General features: G+C 72.5%; 14 protein-coding genes and 2 tRNA genes. 8 read left to right on the top strand and 8 right to left on the bottom strand.

Annotated features, from left to right (window positions below):
- Positions 1 to 120 precede the first annotated feature (120 nt).
- Positions 121 to 837: a phosphoribosyltransferase gene (locus WMF20_RS45930; protein ID WP_437608078.1), complete on the top strand. Its 717-nt coding sequence runs from the start codon at positions 121 to 123 to the stop codon at positions 835 to 837.
- On the opposite strand, the gene WMF20_RS45935 is transcribed toward WMF20_RS45930, so the two are convergent.
- Together WMF20_RS45935 and WMF20_RS45940 are read right to left on the bottom strand one after the other, a co-directional pair.
- Positions 826 to 3,324 carry a heavy metal translocating P-type ATPase gene (locus WMF20_RS45935; RefSeq protein WP_437608079.1) on the bottom strand — a complete coding sequence of 833 codons (2,499 nt, stop codon included), beginning with the start codon at positions 3,322 to 3,324 and terminating at the stop codon, positions 826 to 828. The two genes, WMF20_RS45930 and WMF20_RS45935, sit on opposite strands and share 12 nt — an antisense overlap.
- A 44-nt stretch (positions 3,325 to 3,368) precedes the next feature.
- The gene (locus tag WMF20_RS45940) at positions 3,369 to 4,382 is read right to left on the bottom strand and encodes a universal stress protein (RefSeq protein ID WP_437608080.1); all 1,014 of its coding nucleotides are present in this window, start codon (positions 4,380 to 4,382) and stop codon (positions 3,369 to 3,371) included.
- A gap of 261 nt (positions 4,383 to 4,643) precedes the next feature.
- On the opposite strand from WMF20_RS45940, the gene WMF20_RS45945 reads away from it, so the two are divergent.
- The 4 genes from WMF20_RS45945 to WMF20_RS45960 all read left to right on the top strand — a co-directional run bounded on the left by WMF20_RS45945 (position 4,644) and on the right by WMF20_RS45960 (position 10,502).
- Complete coding sequence (locus WMF20_RS45945; protein ID WP_437608081.1) at positions 4,644 to 5,858, top strand: NrdH-redoxin; 1,215 nt, start codon at positions 4,644 to 4,646, stop codon at positions 5,856 to 5,858.
- 278 nt (positions 5,859 to 6,136) lie between these two features.
- Positions 6,137 to 7,003 (top strand): fumarylacetoacetate hydrolase family protein, encoded by an 867-nt coding sequence (locus WMF20_RS45950; RefSeq protein ID WP_437608082.1) that lies wholly within the window; start codon positions 6,137 to 6,139, stop codon positions 7,001 to 7,003.
- Positions 7,004 to 7,065: 62 nt separating this feature from the next.
- A complete protein-coding gene (locus tag WMF20_RS45955; RefSeq protein WP_437608083.1) occupies positions 7,066 to 8,571 on the top strand; it encodes an aldehyde dehydrogenase (NADP(+)) in 1,506 nt (501 codons plus the stop codon).
- A complete protein-coding gene (locus tag WMF20_RS45960) occupies positions 8,568 to 10,502 on the top strand; it encodes a YjhG/YagF family D-xylonate dehydratase (RefSeq protein WP_437608084.1) in 1,935 nt (644 codons plus the stop codon). The genes WMF20_RS45955 and WMF20_RS45960 overlap by 4 nt, the downstream gene beginning before the upstream one ends.
- On the opposite strand, the gene WMF20_RS45965 is transcribed toward WMF20_RS45960, so the two are convergent.
- The 3 genes from WMF20_RS45965 to WMF20_RS45975 form a co-directional block, all read right to left on the bottom strand.
- Positions 10,499 to 11,419, bottom strand: a complete 921-nt coding sequence (locus tag WMF20_RS45965; RefSeq protein ID WP_129580147.1) for an SMP-30/gluconolactonase/LRE family protein — start codon at positions 11,417 to 11,419, stop codon at positions 10,499 to 10,501. The two genes, WMF20_RS45960 and WMF20_RS45965, sit on opposite strands and share 4 nt — an antisense overlap.
- A gap of 150 nt (positions 11,420 to 11,569) precedes the next feature.
- Positions 11,570 to 11,642, bottom strand: a tRNA-Lys gene (locus WMF20_RS45970).
- A 79-nt stretch (positions 11,643 to 11,721) separates the two neighbouring features.
- Positions 11,722 to 11,795: transfer RNA gene (locus tag WMF20_RS45975), tRNA-Arg, on the bottom strand.
- A gap of 212 nt (positions 11,796 to 12,007) precedes the next feature.
- Between WMF20_RS45975 and WMF20_RS45980 the strand changes: the two genes are divergently transcribed.
- The gene (locus WMF20_RS45980; RefSeq protein WP_437608085.1) at positions 12,008 to 13,114 is read left to right on the top strand and encodes a penicillin-insensitive murein endopeptidase; all 1,107 of its coding nucleotides are present in this window, start codon (positions 12,008 to 12,010) and stop codon (positions 13,112 to 13,114) included.
- Positions 13,115 to 13,126: 12 nt separating this feature from the next.
- Here WMF20_RS45980 and xth read toward each other — a convergent pair whose 3' ends face one another.
- Complete coding sequence (xth, locus tag WMF20_RS45985) at positions 13,127 to 13,936, bottom strand: exodeoxyribonuclease III (RefSeq protein ID WP_437608086.1); 810 nt, start codon at positions 13,934 to 13,936, stop codon at positions 13,127 to 13,129.
- 94 nt (positions 13,937 to 14,030) lie between these two features.
- Positions 14,031 to 14,924 carry an alpha/beta fold hydrolase gene (locus WMF20_RS45990; RefSeq protein ID WP_437608087.1) on the bottom strand — a complete coding sequence of 298 codons (894 nt, stop codon included), beginning with the start codon at positions 14,922 to 14,924 and terminating at the stop codon, positions 14,031 to 14,033.
- A gap of 53 nt (positions 14,925 to 14,977) precedes the next feature.
- Between WMF20_RS45990 and WMF20_RS45995 the strand changes: the two genes are divergently transcribed.
- Entirely contained in the window at positions 14,978 to 15,622 is a 645-nt protein-coding gene (locus WMF20_RS45995) for a pentapeptide repeat-containing protein (protein WP_437608088.1), read from the top strand.
- A 33-nt stretch (positions 15,623 to 15,655) separates the two neighbouring features.
- On the opposite strand, the gene WMF20_RS46000 is transcribed toward WMF20_RS45995, so the two are convergent.
- On the bottom strand, positions 15,656 to 16,318 hold the full coding sequence (locus WMF20_RS46000) for a response regulator (protein WP_044970202.1): 663 nt from the start codon (positions 16,316 to 16,318) through the stop codon (positions 15,656 to 15,658).
- Positions 16,319 to 16,644: 326 nt separating this feature from the next.
- Here WMF20_RS46000 and WMF20_RS46005 point away from each other — a divergent pair, with 326 nt between their 5' ends.
- Positions 16,645 to 17,052, top strand: coding sequence for a response regulator (locus WMF20_RS46005; RefSeq protein WP_437608089.1), 408 nt, complete (start codon positions 16,645 to 16,647; stop codon positions 17,050 to 17,052).
- Positions 17,053 to 17,055 lie beyond the last annotated feature (3 nt).

A 17,055-nucleotide genomic window follows, 5' to 3' on the forward strand; every position in this document is an offset into this window, starting at 1 on the left:
GTCGCGGCGAGCACGTGAGGAAGGAGACCCGGCGGCGTCAGGCGCGGCACCTGGCGAGACAATTGCACGCTCCCTCGAGCGCCGTCGGTGACCCCAGCGACGCCGGATGGAGAGGGAGACATGCCGTTTCGAGATCGGGCCGACGCCGGCCGCCAGCTCGCGTCGCGGCTGACCGCCTACGCGGGGCGGGAGGACGTGACCCTCCTGGCGCTGCCGCGAGGCGGGGTGCTGGTGGGCTTCGAGATAGCGAAGCTCCTGCGGGTGCCGCTCGACGTGCTGATCGCGCGCCGGATCGTGGCGCCGGGCAATGATCACATGACGATCGGCGCCGTCGCGAGCGGCGGTGTCCAGGTCGTCGATGAAGAGCTCTGCCGAGCGCTGGGCATCTCGGACCGCGCGGTACAGTGGCTCGCCGACGCGGCGGCCCGGGAGGTGGAGCGCCTGGAGCGCGTCTACTACGGTTGCCACAGGGCGCCTGACATCCGGGATCGAACGCTCCTCCTCGTCGACGACGGCATGGCGACCGGAGCGAGCATGCGGGCTGCCGTGACGGCCGTCGAGCAGGGCGGCCCGGCGGGCATCGTCATCGCGGTCCCCGTCGCGTCGTATGCCGCGTACGCGGAGCTCTCCCGGCGAGCGCGTGAGTTCGTGTACTGCTACATTCGAGATCCCGTCTATTCGGTCGGCCTCTGGTACGAGGATTACTCGCCGGTGCCCGAGCAGGAGGTCTGTCGGCTGCTCGGAGAGGCGCTCGACCAGGCCGCAGCGCGCCACGGCGCCGCCGGTCAGGAGAGCTCCCGGGAGCCTCCTCCGGGCGCGACCGGATCATCCCGGTAGCCGCTCCGGGCGGCGCGGATTCACCCCCTCCCGGCCGGGGCTGGGCGAGCGCCCTTGCCTGAGCGGCTCCAGCACGCGCAGCACGCGGCGCGCAGCCCCCGGCGCCGGAGCCGGCTGGAGGGGTGGCTCCCGGGAGCTCACGGCCGGCTGGTCGGGAGCATCCGCGTGGTAGCGCTCGCTCAGCGACGCGTAGAGCTCCTCCTCCTGCGCGAAATGGAGCCGCAGCACGGCGTGGAGCCCGTAGAGGATCCGCCGGAGATCCTGCACGTCCGCGGCCGTGGGCCCGCGCGGGTCGAGCTCTCCGAGGAGCTGCTCGTAGAGCCGGACCAGGTGGAAGATCTCGCGGTGTGTCGCGCTCATGGATGCAAGAGGATCCTCGCCGCCGAGCAGTCGGGAGAGGACCGGGTAAACCTCGGCGTCGTCGGCGCGCTCGTGCGGGAGGAGCCGCTCGCGGAGGAAGCGGCCGAGCGCCTCGAGCTCTTCGCGCGCCTCCTCTCTCGCCAGGCGATCGATGCGCTCGGCCACGACCCGCACCCGATCGAGCCTAGGGATGAGCTGATCGTGCTCGATCTCCAGCCTGCGGCTCATGGCCTCCCCGAGCGCTGGCCTCCTCGCGCCGCGCCCGCCGCTCTGCGCCCGCAGCGCGCTCAGGATCGCGGCGACGTCGATCGCCTCCTGCAGGAGCGCGCCGGCGGCCGGCGGCAGGAAGCCGAACGCCGCCGCGCCCATCGCGAAGAGCGACAGCCCCATGCCGAGGAGCGCGCTCTGCACCGCGATGGTGCGAGCGCGGCGCGCGATGTTCACGGCCTCGGCGAATCGATCGAGCCTGTCCACCACGAGCACCACGTCGGCCGCATCGGCGGACGAGGTGGCCCCGCGCGCGCCCATCGCGACGCCGACGTCGGCGGCGGCGAGCGCTGGAGCGTCGTTGATCCCGTCGCCGATCATCACGGTGAGCCCGTCGGCGCGGGCTTCGCGTACGGCCGCGACCTTCTCCTCCGGCGACCGCTGGGCGAGCACGCGATCGACGCCGAGCGTGGCGCCGACCGCCTCGGCGACCAGGGGGTGGTCGCCTGTCACCATCACGACACGGCGAATGCCGACCCGCCGCAACGCCCGCAAGGTCCGCGGCGCATCGGGGCGGATCGGGTCGTCGAGCGTCAGCGCGCCGATGACGCCTCCGTCCACGGCCACGAACACGGTCATCGCACCGGCGCGGGACGCGCGGCGCCGGAAGGCGCGGGCCTCCTCCGGGAGCGGCGTCCCCTGCGCTGCCCACTCGGCGCTCCCCACGCGAACGGCGCGCCCGTCCACCCAACCGGTCATTCCGGCGCCGGGCGCCTCGTGGACGCCCTCAGGGAAGGAGAGCCCGAGGCGGCGCTCGCGCGCGGCGCGCACCAGGGCCGCGGAGAGCGGGTGCGACGAGGCTTGCTCGAGGGACGCCGCCAGGCGGAGCACCTCCGCGTCGTCCTCTATCGAGCGGAAGCACGTCACGCCGGTCACGCGCGGGCCGCCGAACGTGAGCGTGCCTGTCTTGTCGAGGAGCAGGATCTCGGCCCGGGCGAGGGCCTCGAGCGCGGCGCCGCCCTTCACCACGATGCCGCGCCGGGCCGAGCGCGAGATGCCGCCCACGATCGCGATCGGCACGGCGAGGAGGAGCGGGCAGGGCGTCGCGACGACGATCACGGCGAGCCCGCGCCCGGCGTCGCCGGAGAGGCCCCACGCCACGGCCGCCATGGCCAGCGAGAGCACGGCGAACGCCAGGGCATGACGATCGGCGATGCGGGCGAGCGGGGCCTTCGAGGCGGACGCCTGCTGCACGAGGCCGACGATGCCGGCGTAGGTGCTCTCGTCCGCGCTCGCCACGGCGCGGAGCTCGAAGGCGGCGCCGGCGTTCGTGGCCCCGCTCCCCACGCGGTCGCCGGGCGCCTTTTCGACCGGCCGCGGCTCCCCGGTCAGCGCCGATTCGTCGAGGAGCGCCCGCGCGCCCACGACGACCCCGTCGACCGGCACGATCTCGCCCGGCGCGACCAGCAGGCGGTCGCCGGGGGCGACGGCGCCGATCGGGACGGTCGTGACGTCGGTCCCCTCGCGGCGATGCGCCGTACGGGGAGCGCGTGCGAGGAGCGCGGAGAGCTCACGCCGGGCGCGCGCGGCCGCGTACCCCTCCAGGGCGCCGCCGGTCGCCATCATCGCGCCGATCAGCGCGCCCGCCAGGTACTCCCCGAGCAGGAGCGCGCCGCCGATGGCGAGGAGCGCGATGACGTCGACGCCGGCCCGCCTCTTCAGCACGTCCACCAGGATGCGCGCGCCCACGAGGGCGAGCGCGATCACCGCGCCGGCCGCCCAGAGCATGTCGCCCAGACGCGCGTGTCCTCCGAGGTGCGCCGCGGCGCCGCCCAGCAGGCCGGAGAACGTCGACACGACGAGCGCGCCGCTCCTCAGGGACGGCCGCTCGGGTCGAGGTGCGTCGAGCCGTGACACCATGGGTTGCTCACGTGGTCAATGCGGTTCCCCATCACGCCGGAAGTTCACCGCATCTGATAGCGCCCTGTCTTCTCCACCGGCTTGATGCACCCGACGACCGCGCCGCGGCCGCCTTCGTAGGCCCGATGGCCGAGGCTATCGTCGGCAGGAGCCTCGGACGGGCGGAGCCAGACGTCGTCCTCGGCGGCGAGCGACACCAGTCGATCGTGGATGCGCTGCATCGCCCTGACCGCGTCTGTCCCCTTGAGCTCGCGAAAGTGTCCGAACACGATGACGCTCTCCCAGTCAGCGAGGCTCTGGATGCGGTCGACCTGGAAGCAGACATCCGGGTTCTCGCGCATCATCTGGACCTTGGTCCCCTCCGCCGAGCGCAGGTAAAGAATGCCATCGTCATACGCGTAGCTCATCGGAACGACGTACGTCCGTCCCTGCGCGTGGCAGCCCAGCCGACCGAAGGCGCTGCGCTCGAGGAGCGCCTCGACCCGCTCCTCGCTGAGGACGCCGACCGCCGGAGCCTCCGAAGGCCAACCTCCTGCGGGCACATCGAACATGCGGAGATGGGTGCGGCAAGCGACGCAGAACTGGTACTCCGAGGGGACGCCGCAGCGCAGGCAGCGGTGCCGCGACGCGCGCGGCGGTGGCCCCATGATCGCCCCGGTCCCGCGGGTGTCGGTCTCCGGGGGCACGATCAGCACGGGGCGGCTCGAGGTCCGCGCGACGCGCTCGGCGACGCTGCCCAGGAGCACGCCCGTCGTCCCTGAGTGCCCGTGGCGACCCATCACGATGAGCTGGGCGTCGTCCTCCTCCGCGCACCTGACGATCTCTTCCGCCGCGGACCCCACCCGGAGCATCGGGACGATATGAACCCCCCCACCGAGCTCTCCCACGAGAGCGAGCAACGCGTCCGCCAGCTTCGGCTGTGCCTGCGCGGACGCAGCGACGTAGAGGATCCGGAGCTCGGCGTCCCAGGAGCGCGCCTGTCCCAGGGCGACCCTCACCGCCGCGGCCGACAGCTCCGAGAGGTCCGTGGCGACCAGGATCCGCTGAACAGGCTGCATGCTGCCCCTCCCCCGGTCTGGTCCGAATCCCATGGTTGTGATGGACCGACCTGACGCGTAACCACCGTGCCCACCAGCCCAGCAATCGTCATGCCCCGTCGTCGTCGCCCGTGCCATGCATCACGAGCCACGTACGAGGCCGCTCGCTGCGCTCGTGGACCCTCGTGGCCCTCGTGGCCCTCGTGGCCCTCGTGGCCCTCGTGGCCCTCGTGGACTGATGACGTGCTCCGCTGAGCATGCATCGTGCGACAGGCACGCCGCATGCGACCTGCCGTCGTGATCCGAGCCCTCGTGACGTGCGTGCTCGCCTCCTCGCTGCTCTGGAGCGCCTCCGGGCGAGCTGCGCCGATCGAGCCGCGCGCCGACGTGGAGCTGTTCACGCGCAAGGGATGCCCTCGCTGCGACGAGGCGAAGCGCTTCCTGGCCGAGCTCGAGGGCCGGCGGCCCGGCCTGCGCACGCTCGTCGCGGACATCATCGAGGACCGCGCGGCGCTCGACCGGCTGAGGGCGATCGCCGAGGAGCAATCGACCGCTGCCGTGAGCGTCCCGGCGTTCTATGTGCGCGGGGTGCTCGTCGTCGGGTACGCAGGACGCGACGTGACGGGCCGGCGCATCGAGGCGTTGCTCGACAGCGCCCCGCCGCCGCCCGCCGAGGCCGGCGAGCCTGATGCGTCGTGCCCTCTCGCGCCGGAGCAGCCGCCGTGCCCGACCGGCGGCGCCGCGCCGCGGCCGGGGGTCGTCGACGTGCCCGTCCTCGGGCGGCTGGACGCCCGCGATCTCGGCCTGCCGGCGTTCACCGTCCTCGTGGGGCTCGTGGACGGTTTCAACCCGTGCGCCACGTGGGTGCTCCTCTTTCTCCTCTCCTTCCTCGCCACGCTGCGGAGCCGGGCGAAGATGCTGCTGATCGCCGGCGTGTTCGTGCTCGTGAGCGGTCTCGCCTATTTCGCCTTCATGGCTGCCTGGCTGAACTTCTTTCTCCTGGTCGGCGCCTCACGTGCCGTGCAGATCGCGCTGGGAGCCATCGCCGTGCTCGCCGGTTCGATCCACATCAAGGACTTCTTCGCGTGGAAGCGGGGCGTGTCGCTCAGCATCCCTGAGTCGGTGAAGCCGGGGATCTACGCGAGGATGCGGACCGTCGTGAGGGCGGAGCGCCTGCCGTCCGCGCTCGCCGCCGCGGTCGTCCTCGCGGTCATGGTCAACGTGGTCGAGCTGCTCTGCACCGCGGGCCTGCCCGCGCTCTACACCCAGCTGCTCGCCGAGGAGCGCCTCCCCGCGTGGAAGCACTATGCCTACCTCGGGCTCTACAACGTGGCCTACATGGCGGACGACATGGTCATGGTCGGCGTCGCGGTGGCGACGCTGAGCCGCCGCAAGCTCCAGGAGAAGGAGGGACGGTGGCTCAAGCTGCTGAGCGGCGCGATCATGGTGCTGCTCGGCCTGCTCCTGCTGCTCAAGCCCGACTGGCTGGCGACCTGATCGCCGAGGCGGCATCCGCGTCCATCCGCGTCGATCCGCGCGCCGCTCGCCGATGCCGACGTGGAGCTACGGCCCGCGGTGGCCGTGGACATCGGGCGAAAAGTCGCTTTACAGAACGCGCAAATGGTGGATCATGCGGTCGACACGGCGCGATTGTAGGCGGAAGCACGAAGGGCTCGCCCTGCTTTTCTCGCGAGCAAGGTCAGGCGGCCAAGGAATTCACCACCCAGCTCACGACGATCGCGATCGACAGGGCGGGCCTGTAGGGAGGCGCGGACATGAAGCTGTTTCGGTTTGCGGGCGATGGAGGGCCGCGGCTCGGGCTCGAGGACGAGCGGGGAGCGCGCCACGACCTCACGGCGGCGTCCCCGGAGGCGTTCGCGTCCGTCGCCTCGTGGCTCACCTTGCCCGATCCCCTCGGCGCGGTGCGCGACGCGCGCGCGCGCGCCGCGGCCCACCCCCTCCCGCCCGACGTCCCGCTGCTCGCCCCGATCGATTCGCAGGAGGTCTGGGCTGCGGGCGTCACCTACGAGCGCTCGCGCAACGCGCGCAAGGAAGAGAGCGCGGGCGGCGGCGACTTCTACGACCGCGTGTACGACGCCGAGCGCCCGGAGCTGTTCTTCAAGGCGCTGCCCCGCCTGGTCGCCGGCCCGGGCGCGCCGGTGCGCGTCCGGCGCGACTCGAGCTGGAACGTGCCCGAGCCGGAGCTCTCGCTCGTCGTGTCCGCGGCGGGCCGCATCGTCGGCTACACGGCCGGCAACGACGTCTCGTCGCGGTCCATCGAGGGCGACAATCCCCTCTACCTGCCGCAGGCGAAGATCTACGACGGCTGCTGCGCGCTCGGCCCCGCCATCGCGCTCGCCGACGAGCCCGGGCTGGATCTGCGCGCGCTCTCCATCCAGCTCGCGATCCGGCGCAGGGGCGAGGTGGTGTTCGCGGGGGAGACCTCGACCGCGAGGATGCGGCGCGCGCCCGAGGAGCTCGTCGGCTACCTCACGCGCGAGCTGAGCTTCCCCGCGGGCGTCGTCCTCATGACCGGGACCGGCATCGTGCCGCCAGACTCGTTCACCCTGGAGCCTGACGATCTCGTGGAGATCACGATTCCCGGCGCCGGCACGCTGGCGAACCCGATATCCCAAGGTTGACGAGGCGCATCCTATGAAGATCGAGATGTCGAGACGTTCACCTCCGGTTCCGCGCTGAAGCCATGGAATTCTTCGCCCACAACGCCGCCACCGGGGAAAAGCTCGGCGCCTACCGGGACGCCACCGCCGCCGAGATCGACGCCGCCGCACGCGCCGCCGCCGCGGCGGCGCAGGCCTTCGCCGACCTCGCGCCGGAGCTGCGCGCCCGATTCCTGGAGACCGCCGCCGACGAGATCATGGCGCTCGGCGATGCCCTGATCCAGACCGCGCACCGGGAAACCGGGCTGCCCGTCGCCCGCCTCGAAGGCGAACGCGGCCGCACCACCGGCCAGCTGCGCCTCTTCGCCGCGGTCGTGCGCGAGGGCTCCTGGGTCGATGCGCGGATCGATCCCGCGCTGCCGGACCGCAAGCCGCTCCCGCGCCCCGACCTGCGCCGCATGCTGCGGCCGATCGGCCCGGTCGCCGTCTTCGGCGCGAGCAATTTCCCCCTCGCGTTCTCCGTGGCCGGCGGCGACACCGCCTCCGCCCTCGCCGCGGGCAACCCGGTCGTGGTCAAGGCCCACCCGGCGCATCCCGGCACCTCCGACCTCGTGGCCTCGGCCCTACGCTCCGCCGTTCAGAAGGCGAGCCTGCCCGCGGGCGTGTTCGGCATGGTGCACGGCGCCTCGCCCGAGGTCTCGCTCATGCTGGTGCGCCACGAGGCCATCCAGGCGGTGGGCTTCACCGGGTCCACCCGCGCCGGCCGCGCCCTCTGCGACGCCGCGGCCGCCCGCCCGCGGCCGATCCCCGTCTTCGCCGAGATGAGCAGCGTCAACCCGCTGGTCGTGCTGCCCGGCGCGCTGCGCGAGCGCCGCGACGCGATCGCCGAAGGGCTGACGAACTCGTGCACGCTCGGCGTCGGCCAGTTCTGCACGAAGCCGGGCCTGGTCCTGGGCTTGGCCTCCCCCGAATGGGATGCGTTTGCTCGATCGGTCGCCGACCGAGCCCGCGCCGTCGCTCCCGGTGTGATGCTGCACGCCGGTATCCAGGAGTCGTTCGACCGCTCCGTGCGGGAGCTGAAAGGGGTGGAGTGGCTGACCGACGCCGGCGCGCGCGTCGCTCGCGTCTCCGCCGCCGACTTCGCGCGGCAGCCGCACCTCGCCCACGAGATCTTCGGACCGTACGCGCTGCTCGTCACCGCATCGAGCCGCGGAGAGCTACTCCAGCTCCTCGGCGCGCTCGAAGGCCAGCTCACCGCCACGCTTCACGGGACCACCGAGGATCTCGCCGCCGCCCAGGACCTTGTCGATGTCCTCAGCCGGGTCGCGGGCCGCCTCGTCTTCAACGGCTACCCGACGGGCGTGGAGGTGTCGCACGCCATTCACCACGGCGGGCCGTATCCGGCGAGCAGCGACGTGCGCTTCACCTCGGTTGGGACCGCGGCCATCTTCCGCTTCGCGCGTCCCGTTTGCTACCAGTCGTGTCCGCCCGCGCTGCTCCCGCGGGAGCTGCGCGACGAGAATCCGCTCGGGATATCGCGTCTCGTCGACGGCCAGTCCACCCGCGATCCCATCGCTCCCCGCGCATGAGCCGCGACCCGGTTTTCGAGTCCGGCAGCGAGGCGATCTACGCCCTGCGCACCACCGCGCCCGGACCGTCGGGGCGCCTCCCGCTCGGGGCCGAGCAGTTGCGCGCCATGTCCAGCGGCGAGCTGTTCGGCTGGACTCAGAACGCCGGGATGGGGTGGGATCCTGCGCGCCTGCGCGGGAAGCAGTTTCTCGTGCTCAGCACGCAGGGGGGCATCCGCGCGCCCGACGGCACGCCGATCGCGCTCGGGTATCACACGGGACACTGGGAGGTGGGGCTGCTCATGGAGGAGGCGGCCCGCACGTTCACGGCCAGCGGGGCCATTCCGTTCGCCGGCTATGTCAGCGATCCGTGCGACGGGCGGACCAATGGCACCGTCGGCATGCTCGACAGCCTCCCTTACCGCAATGACGCCGCGATCGTATTTCGAAGGCTGATACGCTCGCTGCCCACCCGAAGAGGCGTGCTCGGCGTCGCCACCTGCGACAAGGGCTTGCCGGCCATGTTGATGGCGCTCGCCGGCACCCTCGACCTCCCCACGGTGCTCGTGCCGGGAGGCGTCACGCTCCTCGCGGAGGAGGCGGAGGATACCGCCAAGGTCCAGACCCTCGCGGCCCGCTATGCGCGCGGGGAGGTGAGCCTCGACTACGCCGCCGAGATGGGCTGCCGCGCCTGCGGCTCCCCCGGCGGCGGCTGCCAGTTCATGGGGACGGCCGCGACGAGCCAGGTGGTGGCGGAGGCGCTCGGCCTCGCCCTCCCGCACGGCGCGCTCAGCCCGTCGGGCGCCGAGATCTGGCGCGACCTCGCCCGCCGTTCCGCGCACGCGCTCATGGCCCTCGAGCAACGCGGCGTGACCACGCGGGACATCGTCACCGACGATTCCATCCACAACGCGATGGTGCTGCACGCCGCCGTCGGCGGGTCGACAAATCTGGTGCTCCATGTGCCGGCGATCGCCCATGCGGCCGGGCTCCGGCGCCCCACGGTGGACGACTGGGCGCGCGTCAACGCCCTCGTTCCGCGCCTCGTGGACGTGCTGCCCAACGGGCCGCGACACCATGCCACGGTTCAGGTCTTCCTCGCGGGAGGCGTCCCGGAGGTCATGCTCCATCTGCGCGAGCTTGGCCTGCTGCGGCTCGGTGCGCGCACCGTCAGCGGTCGGACCCTGGGCGAAAACCTCGAATGGTGGGAGCGCAGCGAACGGCGCCGGCGCCTGCGCGACAAGCTGCAGCAGCTGGACGGCATCGACCCGGACGACGTGATCATGTCCGCCGGGAAGGCGCGCGAGCGCGGCCTCACCAGCACGGTGACCTTTTTGCGCGGCAACCTCGCCCCCGAGGGAGCGCTCGTGAAGAGCACCGCGATCGCTCCCCAGGTGATCGGACCGGACGGCGTCTATCTGCACGAAGGGCCTGCGCGCATGTTCGGCAGCGAGGACGCGGCGATCGAGGCGATCAAGACGGGCGCCGTGCAACCGGGTGACGTGATGGTGCTGATCGGCATCGGCCCCGGTATCGGAATGCCGGAGACCTACCAGATCACCTCCGCCCTCAAGCACGTGAGGGACGGGCACCGCATCGCCCTGGTCACGGACGGTCGTTTTTCCGGCGTCTCCACCGGGGCGTGCATCGGCCACGTCAGCCCAGAGGCTTGGGCGGGTGGGCCCATCGGCCGCGTGCGCGACGGCGACCGCGTCCGGCTCCGGATCGACACGCGCAAGCTGGAGGGGACGGTGGACGTCGTGGGCGTGGATGCCGGCGGTTTTGCCGCCCGTGCCCCCAATCCAGCCCTCCAACCCGACGGCCGAGTGAGCGCGGACACGCGACTATGGGCTGCGCTTCAGGATGCCAGCGGGGGCAGCTGGGGTGGGTGCGTTTATGATGCCGAACGCATCATCGGGCTCCTCGGTCGCGCCATCGCGGCGGAGCGCTAGCGCGCGGCGCCGCGGGTGTTCAGGTAGACCGCGTACAGCGAGGTCGTGCCGCAGATGAACAGGCGGTTGCGCTTGGCGCCGCCGAAGCAGACGTTGGACACCGTCTCGGGGATCAGCACCTTGCCGAGCAGCGCGCCGTCGCTCGCGTGGCAGTGCACGCCGTCGCCGGCCGACAGCCACAGGTTGCCGTGCACGTCGACGCGGAAGCCGTCGTACACCCCCACCGGGCAGGTCGCGAACACCTCGCCGCCGGTCAGCGCGCCATTCGCGTCGACGCGGAACCTGCGCACGTGGTGCGGGCCGTCCTTCACGTGCGTCGCGCCGGTGTCGGCGATGTACAGCAGCGACTCGTCCGGCGAGAAGGCGAGGCCGTTGGGCTGCACGAAGTCGCTCGCGACGACCGTCAGCGCAAGGGAGACCGGATCGATGCGGTAGACGCGCTGCGCGCCCTGCTCGCTCGGCGACGCGTCGCCCTCGTAGTCGCTGTCGATGCCGTAGCTCGGGTCGGTGAACCAGATGCTGCCGTCGGACTTCACGACCACATCGTTCGGCGAGTTCAGCCGCTTGCCCTCGAAGTGCGACGCGAGCACCGTGCGCGAGCCGTCGTGCTCGGTGCGCGAGACGCAGCGGCCGCCGTGCTCGCACGAGACGAGGCGACCCTGCAGGTCGACCGTGTGACCGTTGGTGTTCATCGCGGGCTGGCGGAACACCGAGACCGAGCCGTCCGTCTCGTCCCAGCGCAGCATGCGGTCGTTCGGGATGTCCGACCAGACGAGGTAGCGCCCCGCCGGGAACCACGCCGGCCCCTCGGCCCAGCGGCAGCCCGTGTACAGCTTCTCGACGTGCACGTGCGGGAGCGCGACCTTGCGGAAGCGCGGGTCGATCACCTTGAAGCTCGGGGTCAGCTCGATGACCATCGGATCCTCAAAACACCGAAAGCCCGACACCCCCCTGGGTCGTCGAGCCTTCGAGCATCTGTCCCGTGCTGCTTCTTCGATTGTCCCAGCCGTCGTCCCGGCTGTCCCAGCCAGCCCCTCGGGCTGGCTGGATTCCTCAATCATCTCGGGTGGGCCATGAAGGACTTGAACCTTCAGCCAATGGATTAAGAGTCCACTGCTCTACCAATTGAGCTAATGGCCCGAGTAGTTTGTCAAACCGACGGATTCTGGAACAGTCCCCGGGATCTCGCCGGATCGCTTGCGTCGTCCGTTGAGCCCGGCACGCCCGGCCTGATTCGAACAGGCGACTTTCGGATTCGAAGTCCGACGCTCTATCCAGCTGAGCTACGGGCGCTCCTGCGCGCCCCTCGGCGGGGCTCGCGGAACGCTTCTAACCGCACCGGAGCCGTTATGTCAAGGCGATGAAGCATCGCGATGCGCAATTCTCAGGCCGCCCTCCCCGCTGAGCCCGGACGGACGGCACCCTCAGCCCGCCCGCGCCCCGCCGGCGGCGGCCGCGAAAGAAGTTCTCTGCCCACCGCACCGCAGGGTAGGGTCCGCCCCGCCATGCCGTTGCTTCGCCCGCTCACTCGCCGCTGCTTCGCTTCCCGGGGCCCTGTCGCCGCCCTCCTGCTCGCGCTCTCCGTCGCGGCGCCGGCCCTCGGCGCCCCGGCGGGCGCGCAGCCGGCCTCGGCGGAGCAGCCGCCGGGCCAGCGCGCGCAGGGCAAGCGCCCCGCCGCGCGCCGCAGCTCGGCCGGCGACGAGGGCGGCTCGCGCGCCGCGCGCGGCGCCGGGGCGAACGGGAAGACCGCGGACCGCGCGAGCAAGAAGCGCGCGGCGCGGCGGGACGAGACCTCCCGCACGGCGCGCGGCGGCACCGCCGCCGAGGCCGACGAGCGAAAGCCGCTGTCGAAGGGGGCGCCCAACCGCGGGCGGCTGACCGGCGCCGTGCGGCTCCGGTCGTCGAGGCACCTCAAGACGCGCGAGGGCGCCAGGACCTGGGGGCTGCCCGTGCTCGTGAAGGCCCTGCGGCGCGCCTCCTTCCAGGTGGCCAAGAAGCACGGCGACTCCGCGCTGCTCGTCGGAGATCTCTCGGCCAGGGCGGGCGGCCGGCTCGACGGGCACAACTCCCACCAGACGGGGCGCGACGCCGACGTCGGGTTCTACGTCGTGAACTCGAAGGGCAAGACGCTGCGCATGGACCGGTTCGTGGCGTTCGACGACAAGGGCGACGCCATCGGCCTCCCCGGGGCGCGGTTCGACGACAAGCGCAACTGGGCGCTCGTCGAAGCGCTGCTCCAGGACCGCCAGGCGGGCGTCAAGTACCTGTTCGTGACCGACGCGCTGCGGGCGCGGCTGCTCGCGTACGCCGCGAAGAAGCGCGTCCCGGCGGAGCTCCGGAGCCGCGCCGCCGCCGCGATGATGAGCCCCAGGGACGCCGATCTGCACAACGACCACTTCCACATCCGCGTGGCGTGCCCCCCGTCGATGCGCGCCGCCTGCGTCGAGGAGTCGCTGGCCCGCCCCGCGTGCGACGCCGACGCGGCGAAGAAGCCGCTCGACGCCGCCGCCGCGCCCGCGGCCCCGGCGGACGTCACGGCGCACGCCGCCGCCGCGCCCGCGGCCCCGGCGGACGTCACGGCGCACGCCGCCGCCGCGCCCGCCCCCCGCTGACCCCGGCCGCCCTCAGGCCGCCGGCGCGGCCCCGGCCGGCGCCGCGCCGTCCGCGAGCTCCACCACCACCGGCGCGTGATCCGAGGGGCGCTGGAGCTCCCGCGGGCGCGTGTCGATCGACACATCCGTGCAGCGCTCGGCCAGCGGGCGCGTCACCAGCGCTAGGTCGATGCGGAGGCCCTTGTTGCGCCGGAACGCGCCCATCCGGTAATCCCACCAGCTGTACGCCGCCTTGGCGGGGTGACAGGCGCGGAACGCATCGACGAGCCCCCACTCCATCAGGCGGCCGAGCGCCGCCCGCTCGTCGGGGTGGAAGAGCACCTGCCCCTCCCACTTCTTCGGCTCGGCGACGTCGATGGGCTCGGGCGCCACGTTGAAGTCGCCGCAGATCAAGATCTGCTGATCGGGCCGGTAGCTCGCCTCGAGCTCGCGCCGGAGCCGCTCCAGCCACGCGAGCTTGTACGCGAAGGCCGGCGTCCCCACCGCCTGCCCGTTGGGCACGTAGACGTTGATGATCCGGACCCCCTCGACCGTGGCCGACAGCATCCGCCGGGCGACGTCTTCCTCGTCGCCGTCGAGGCCCTTCTTCACGTCGTCCACCGACAGCCCGAAGCGCGCGGCGATCGCGACGCCGTTGTAGGACTTCTGGCCGAAGATGATCGAGCGGTAGCCCACCTCGGAGAGCGCCGCCTCGGGGAAGCTGCCGTCCTCGACCTTCGTCTCCTGCATGCAGACGACGTCGGGCGCGGCGCGGACCAGCCAGCTCGTGAGCTGCTCGAGCCGCGTTCGGATGGAGTTCACGTTCCAGGACGCGATGCGCATAGGTCGCCTCACCGATAGTGGATGGAGAGCAGGGCGGAAAGCCTGGATCCGGGCGCGGCCGCGCCGCGCGCAGGGTGCACGCGATCGCGGACGATCACAGGGCCGCCCGGATCACGTCGAAGAGGCCGTCCGGATCGTCGACGTGGAGCCAGTGGCCGGCGCGCGGGAGGACGTGGACCGAGAGCCAGGGCGCGCGCGCCGCGAGCGCCTCGAAGCGGGCGCGCGACTCCGGCGAGACCGACGCCGACCTGCCGCCGAGGACGACGTGGAGGCGCCGCGCTTCGACCCCGGCGCCGGCCGGCGCCGGCGGCTCCTCCAGGACGTGCCACAGATCGCGCGCGAAATAGTCGGTGAGCAGATCGTTCAGGACGTCGAGGTCGAGCCGGATGCGAAAGCCGTCGCCCTCGCGGCGGACGTTCATCGCCAGCCACTCCCCGATGCCGCGGCTGAAGCCGGCGGCCTGCACCGCCTCGAGGAACGCCTCGCGCGACGCGATCGGCTGCGGGATCGCGCGGAGCAGCTCGAGCACGCCGGGGCTCTCCGAGCCGCTCTCGCCGGCGGGCCTGGCGCTCGGATCGACGTCGAGGATGAAGCCGCGCTCGAGCCCCGCGGGCCGGCGCTCGAGATAGGCGAGGGCCACCTTGCCGCCGAACGAGTGGCCCATGACCCCGCGGACCTCGAGGCCGAGGCGGTCGCCGAGCCGGAGCAGGTCGTCGGCGGCCGCCGCGATGGTGTGGGGCGCCGGCGGGCTCTGCGACAGGCCGTGCGCCCGCAGGTCGACCAGGATGAAGCCCCACGGCCGCGCGGCGGGGCCTGGCGCGCCGGGCGCGCCGCCGGTGGCCTGCGCCTCGGCGAGGCGCCGGGCGAAGGTGCGCCAGTTGGCGCCGGAGCCGAAGATGCCGTGCAGCACGAGCATCCAGCGGGCAGGCGCCGCGGAGGGCGCGGAGACCAGGGCGTGGTGGGGCACGAAGGCGTCGGGTGCGTTCATGGCTCTCCGGGCGACGCGAGCGCGCCGCCTGCGCCTAGCGCTAGCATGGACCCATGGCCAAGAAGCCCCCCATCGCGCCGTCGAGCGCGGACGCCGCGGAGCGCGAGGCCGCGGCGCCGCCGAGGCCCGAGCGCTTTCACGGCGCGACGCTCGCCGGGGCCGACTTCGACGACGCCGACCTGCGCGGCGCGCGCTTCCACAACGTCGCGCTCGCCGAGGCCGAGCTCGACGACGTCGACCTGCGCGGCGCCCGCCTCCACAACGTCGCGCTCACGGAGGCCGACCTCGACGACATCGACCTGCGCGGCGCGCGCTTCCACGACGTCGCGCTCACGGAGGCCGACCTCGACGACATCGACCTGCGCGGCGCGCGCCTCCACAACGCGACCCTCGCCGCCGCCTCGCTCGACGACGTGTCGCTGGCAGGCGCGCGGATCGACAACGCCGACGCGGCGGGGACCCGCTGGTCCGACGTGAGCCTGCGCGGCGCTCGCCTCGAGGCGTCGGATCTCCGCGAGGTCGAGATCACCGGCTGCAAGATCGACGGGCTCACCATCGACGGCGTGCGGATCGACCGCCTGCTCGAGGACGCGAAGCGCCGAGCGAAGGCGAGCCCCGCGCCGGAGGCGGCCACGAAGGACACAGCGCCGGGGAAGCTGGGGAAGAAGAAGTCGAAGCGCCCCGCTCCCGCGAGGTGAGCGGGCGGGGGGCCTCGCGCGATCGCGGCCGGCTTACGCCTCGATGAGCCCGGTGCGGACCGCGATGCGGGTCAGCTCGACCGCGCTCTTACATCCGAGCTTCGCGTAGATGCGCACGCGGTGGGTCTCCACCGTCTTCGGGCTGATCGTGAGCCGCGCGGCCGTCTCGCGCGTCGACACGCCGGCCGCGAGCAGCCGCAGCACCTGGCGCTCGCGCGGGGTCAGCGCGTCGAGGCCGCCGGAGCCCTCGCTCGCCGGCTTGCGCATCGCGCGCACGACGGCGCCCGCGATGCTCGAGGACAGCGGCGCGCCGCCGGTCGCGATCCGGCGGATGCCCTCGATGACCTCCTCGAGCTTCGAGGTCTTCACGAGGTACCCCTGCGCCCCCGCGCGGAGCGCCTCGGCGACGCGGAACTCGTCGTCGTAGCCGCTCAGCACGAGCAGCTTCGCCTGCGGCAGCTGCGCCCTCAGCGCCCCGAGGAGCTCGATGCCGTCCCGGTCGGGGATGTTGAGATCGACGAGCACCACGTCCGGCTTGCAGCTCGCCGTCTCGCGCAAGGCGTCGGCTGCTGTCCCGGCCTGGCCCACGACGACCATGTCGGGCTCGTCCGAGAGCGCTCGAGCGAAGCCTTCGCGGACGACGGGGTGATCGTCGATCAGATAGATGTGCAGCTTGCTAGCAGGGGTTTCCGCCATGATGACCACAGGGGGATTGGAGTGTCCTTCGGACCACAATTCGATACCCGCGAGCAGATCAAGTCAAGCTGCTCGGGTCGTCCTGGGAGGAACCTTACAGGGGTATCAGGTGCTCAACGATCTGCAAGCAGCGGCGCGGCGGCAAGCCCAATTGATGAGGAAATCTCCGTCCTGAGCGAGTTTCGGAGCTCAGCGGAGATCTGCGACGTGGGAGGCGTTACGCTGCGCGCCACGCCCGCGCGGCGTGCCCCATGCGGTCGCGGCGGCCGTCTGGTATCCTTTGCGCGCCTCATGCGCCGAAAAGGCCAGCGATCGAGAGAAATTGGATGAGCTCGCCGGGCCCTTCTCCGTGCCTGGCCGGCGCCTCGCCGCCCCCGCGCGCGGAGATCTTCGTCGTCGACGACGACCCGGCGCTGGTCGACTCGCTGATGGACCTGCTCTCCGACGAGGGCTACGGCGTCCAGGGGTTCACGCGGCCGCTGGAGGCGCTCGATCGCCTCGCCGGCGGCGCGCGGCCGCGGGCGGTGCTGCTCGACTACGTGATGCCCGAGATGACGGGCGAGGAGTTCCTCGCCGCGCTCGCCGCGGTGGGCGTCGAGGTGCCGGTCCTCCTGCTCTCCGGCATGAACGAGCCCAGCATCCGCGGCACCGTGGCCGGCGTGCTCGCGAAGCCGTTCGACGTCGACCGGCTCCTCGGCGTGCTCGATCGGCTGATCGGCGGCGTGCAGCGCTAGCCC

The sequence above is a fragment of the Sorangium sp. So ce834 genome (assembly GCF_051521425.1).
Classification (GTDB): Bacteria; Myxococcota_A; Polyangia; order Polyangiales; family Polyangiaceae; genus Sorangium; species Sorangium cellulosum_D.

Excerpts from the sequence above, each read along its gene's own strand:
- WMF20_RS45930 (WP_437608078.1), top strand. The coding sequence starts at position 121 with ATGCCGTTTCGAGATCGGGCCGACGCCGGCCGCCAGCTCGCGTCGCGG.
- WMF20_RS45935 (WP_437608079.1), bottom strand. The coding sequence starts at position 3,324 with ATGGTGTCACGGCTCGACGCACCTCGACCCGAGCGGCCGTCCCTGAGG.
- WMF20_RS45940 (WP_437608080.1), bottom strand. The coding sequence starts at position 4,382 with ATGCAGCCTGTTCAGCGGATCCTGGTCGCCACGGACCTCTCGGAGCTG.
- WMF20_RS45945 (WP_437608081.1), top strand. The coding sequence starts at position 4,644 with ATGCGACCTGCCGTCGTGATCCGAGCCCTCGTGACGTGCGTGCTCGCC.
- WMF20_RS45950 (WP_437608082.1), top strand. The coding sequence starts at position 6,137 with ATGAAGCTGTTTCGGTTTGCGGGCGATGGAGGGCCGCGGCTCGGGCTC.
- WMF20_RS45955 (WP_437608083.1), top strand. The coding sequence starts at position 7,066 with ATGGAATTCTTCGCCCACAACGCCGCCACCGGGGAAAAGCTCGGCGCC.
- WMF20_RS45960 (WP_437608084.1), top strand. The coding sequence starts at position 8,568 with ATGAGCCGCGACCCGGTTTTCGAGTCCGGCAGCGAGGCGATCTACGCC.
- WMF20_RS45965 (WP_129580147.1), bottom strand. The coding sequence starts at position 11,419 with ATGGTCATCGAGCTGACCCCGAGCTTCAAGGTGATCGACCCGCGCTTC.
- WMF20_RS45980 (WP_437608085.1), top strand. The coding sequence starts at position 12,008 with ATGCCGTTGCTTCGCCCGCTCACTCGCCGCTGCTTCGCTTCCCGGGGC.
- xth (WP_437608086.1), bottom strand. The coding sequence starts at position 13,936 with ATGCGCATCGCGTCCTGGAACGTGAACTCCATCCGAACGCGGCTCGAG.
- WMF20_RS45990 (WP_437608087.1), bottom strand. The coding sequence starts at position 14,924 with ATGAACGCACCCGACGCCTTCGTGCCCCACCACGCCCTGGTCTCCGCG.
- WMF20_RS45995 (WP_437608088.1), top strand. The coding sequence starts at position 14,978 with ATGGCCAAGAAGCCCCCCATCGCGCCGTCGAGCGCGGACGCCGCGGAG.
- WMF20_RS46000 (WP_044970202.1), bottom strand. The coding sequence starts at position 16,318 with ATGGCGGAAACCCCTGCTAGCAAGCTGCACATCTATCTGATCGACGAT.
- WMF20_RS46005 (WP_437608089.1), top strand. The coding sequence starts at position 16,645 with ATGAGCTCGCCGGGCCCTTCTCCGTGCCTGGCCGGCGCCTCGCCGCCC.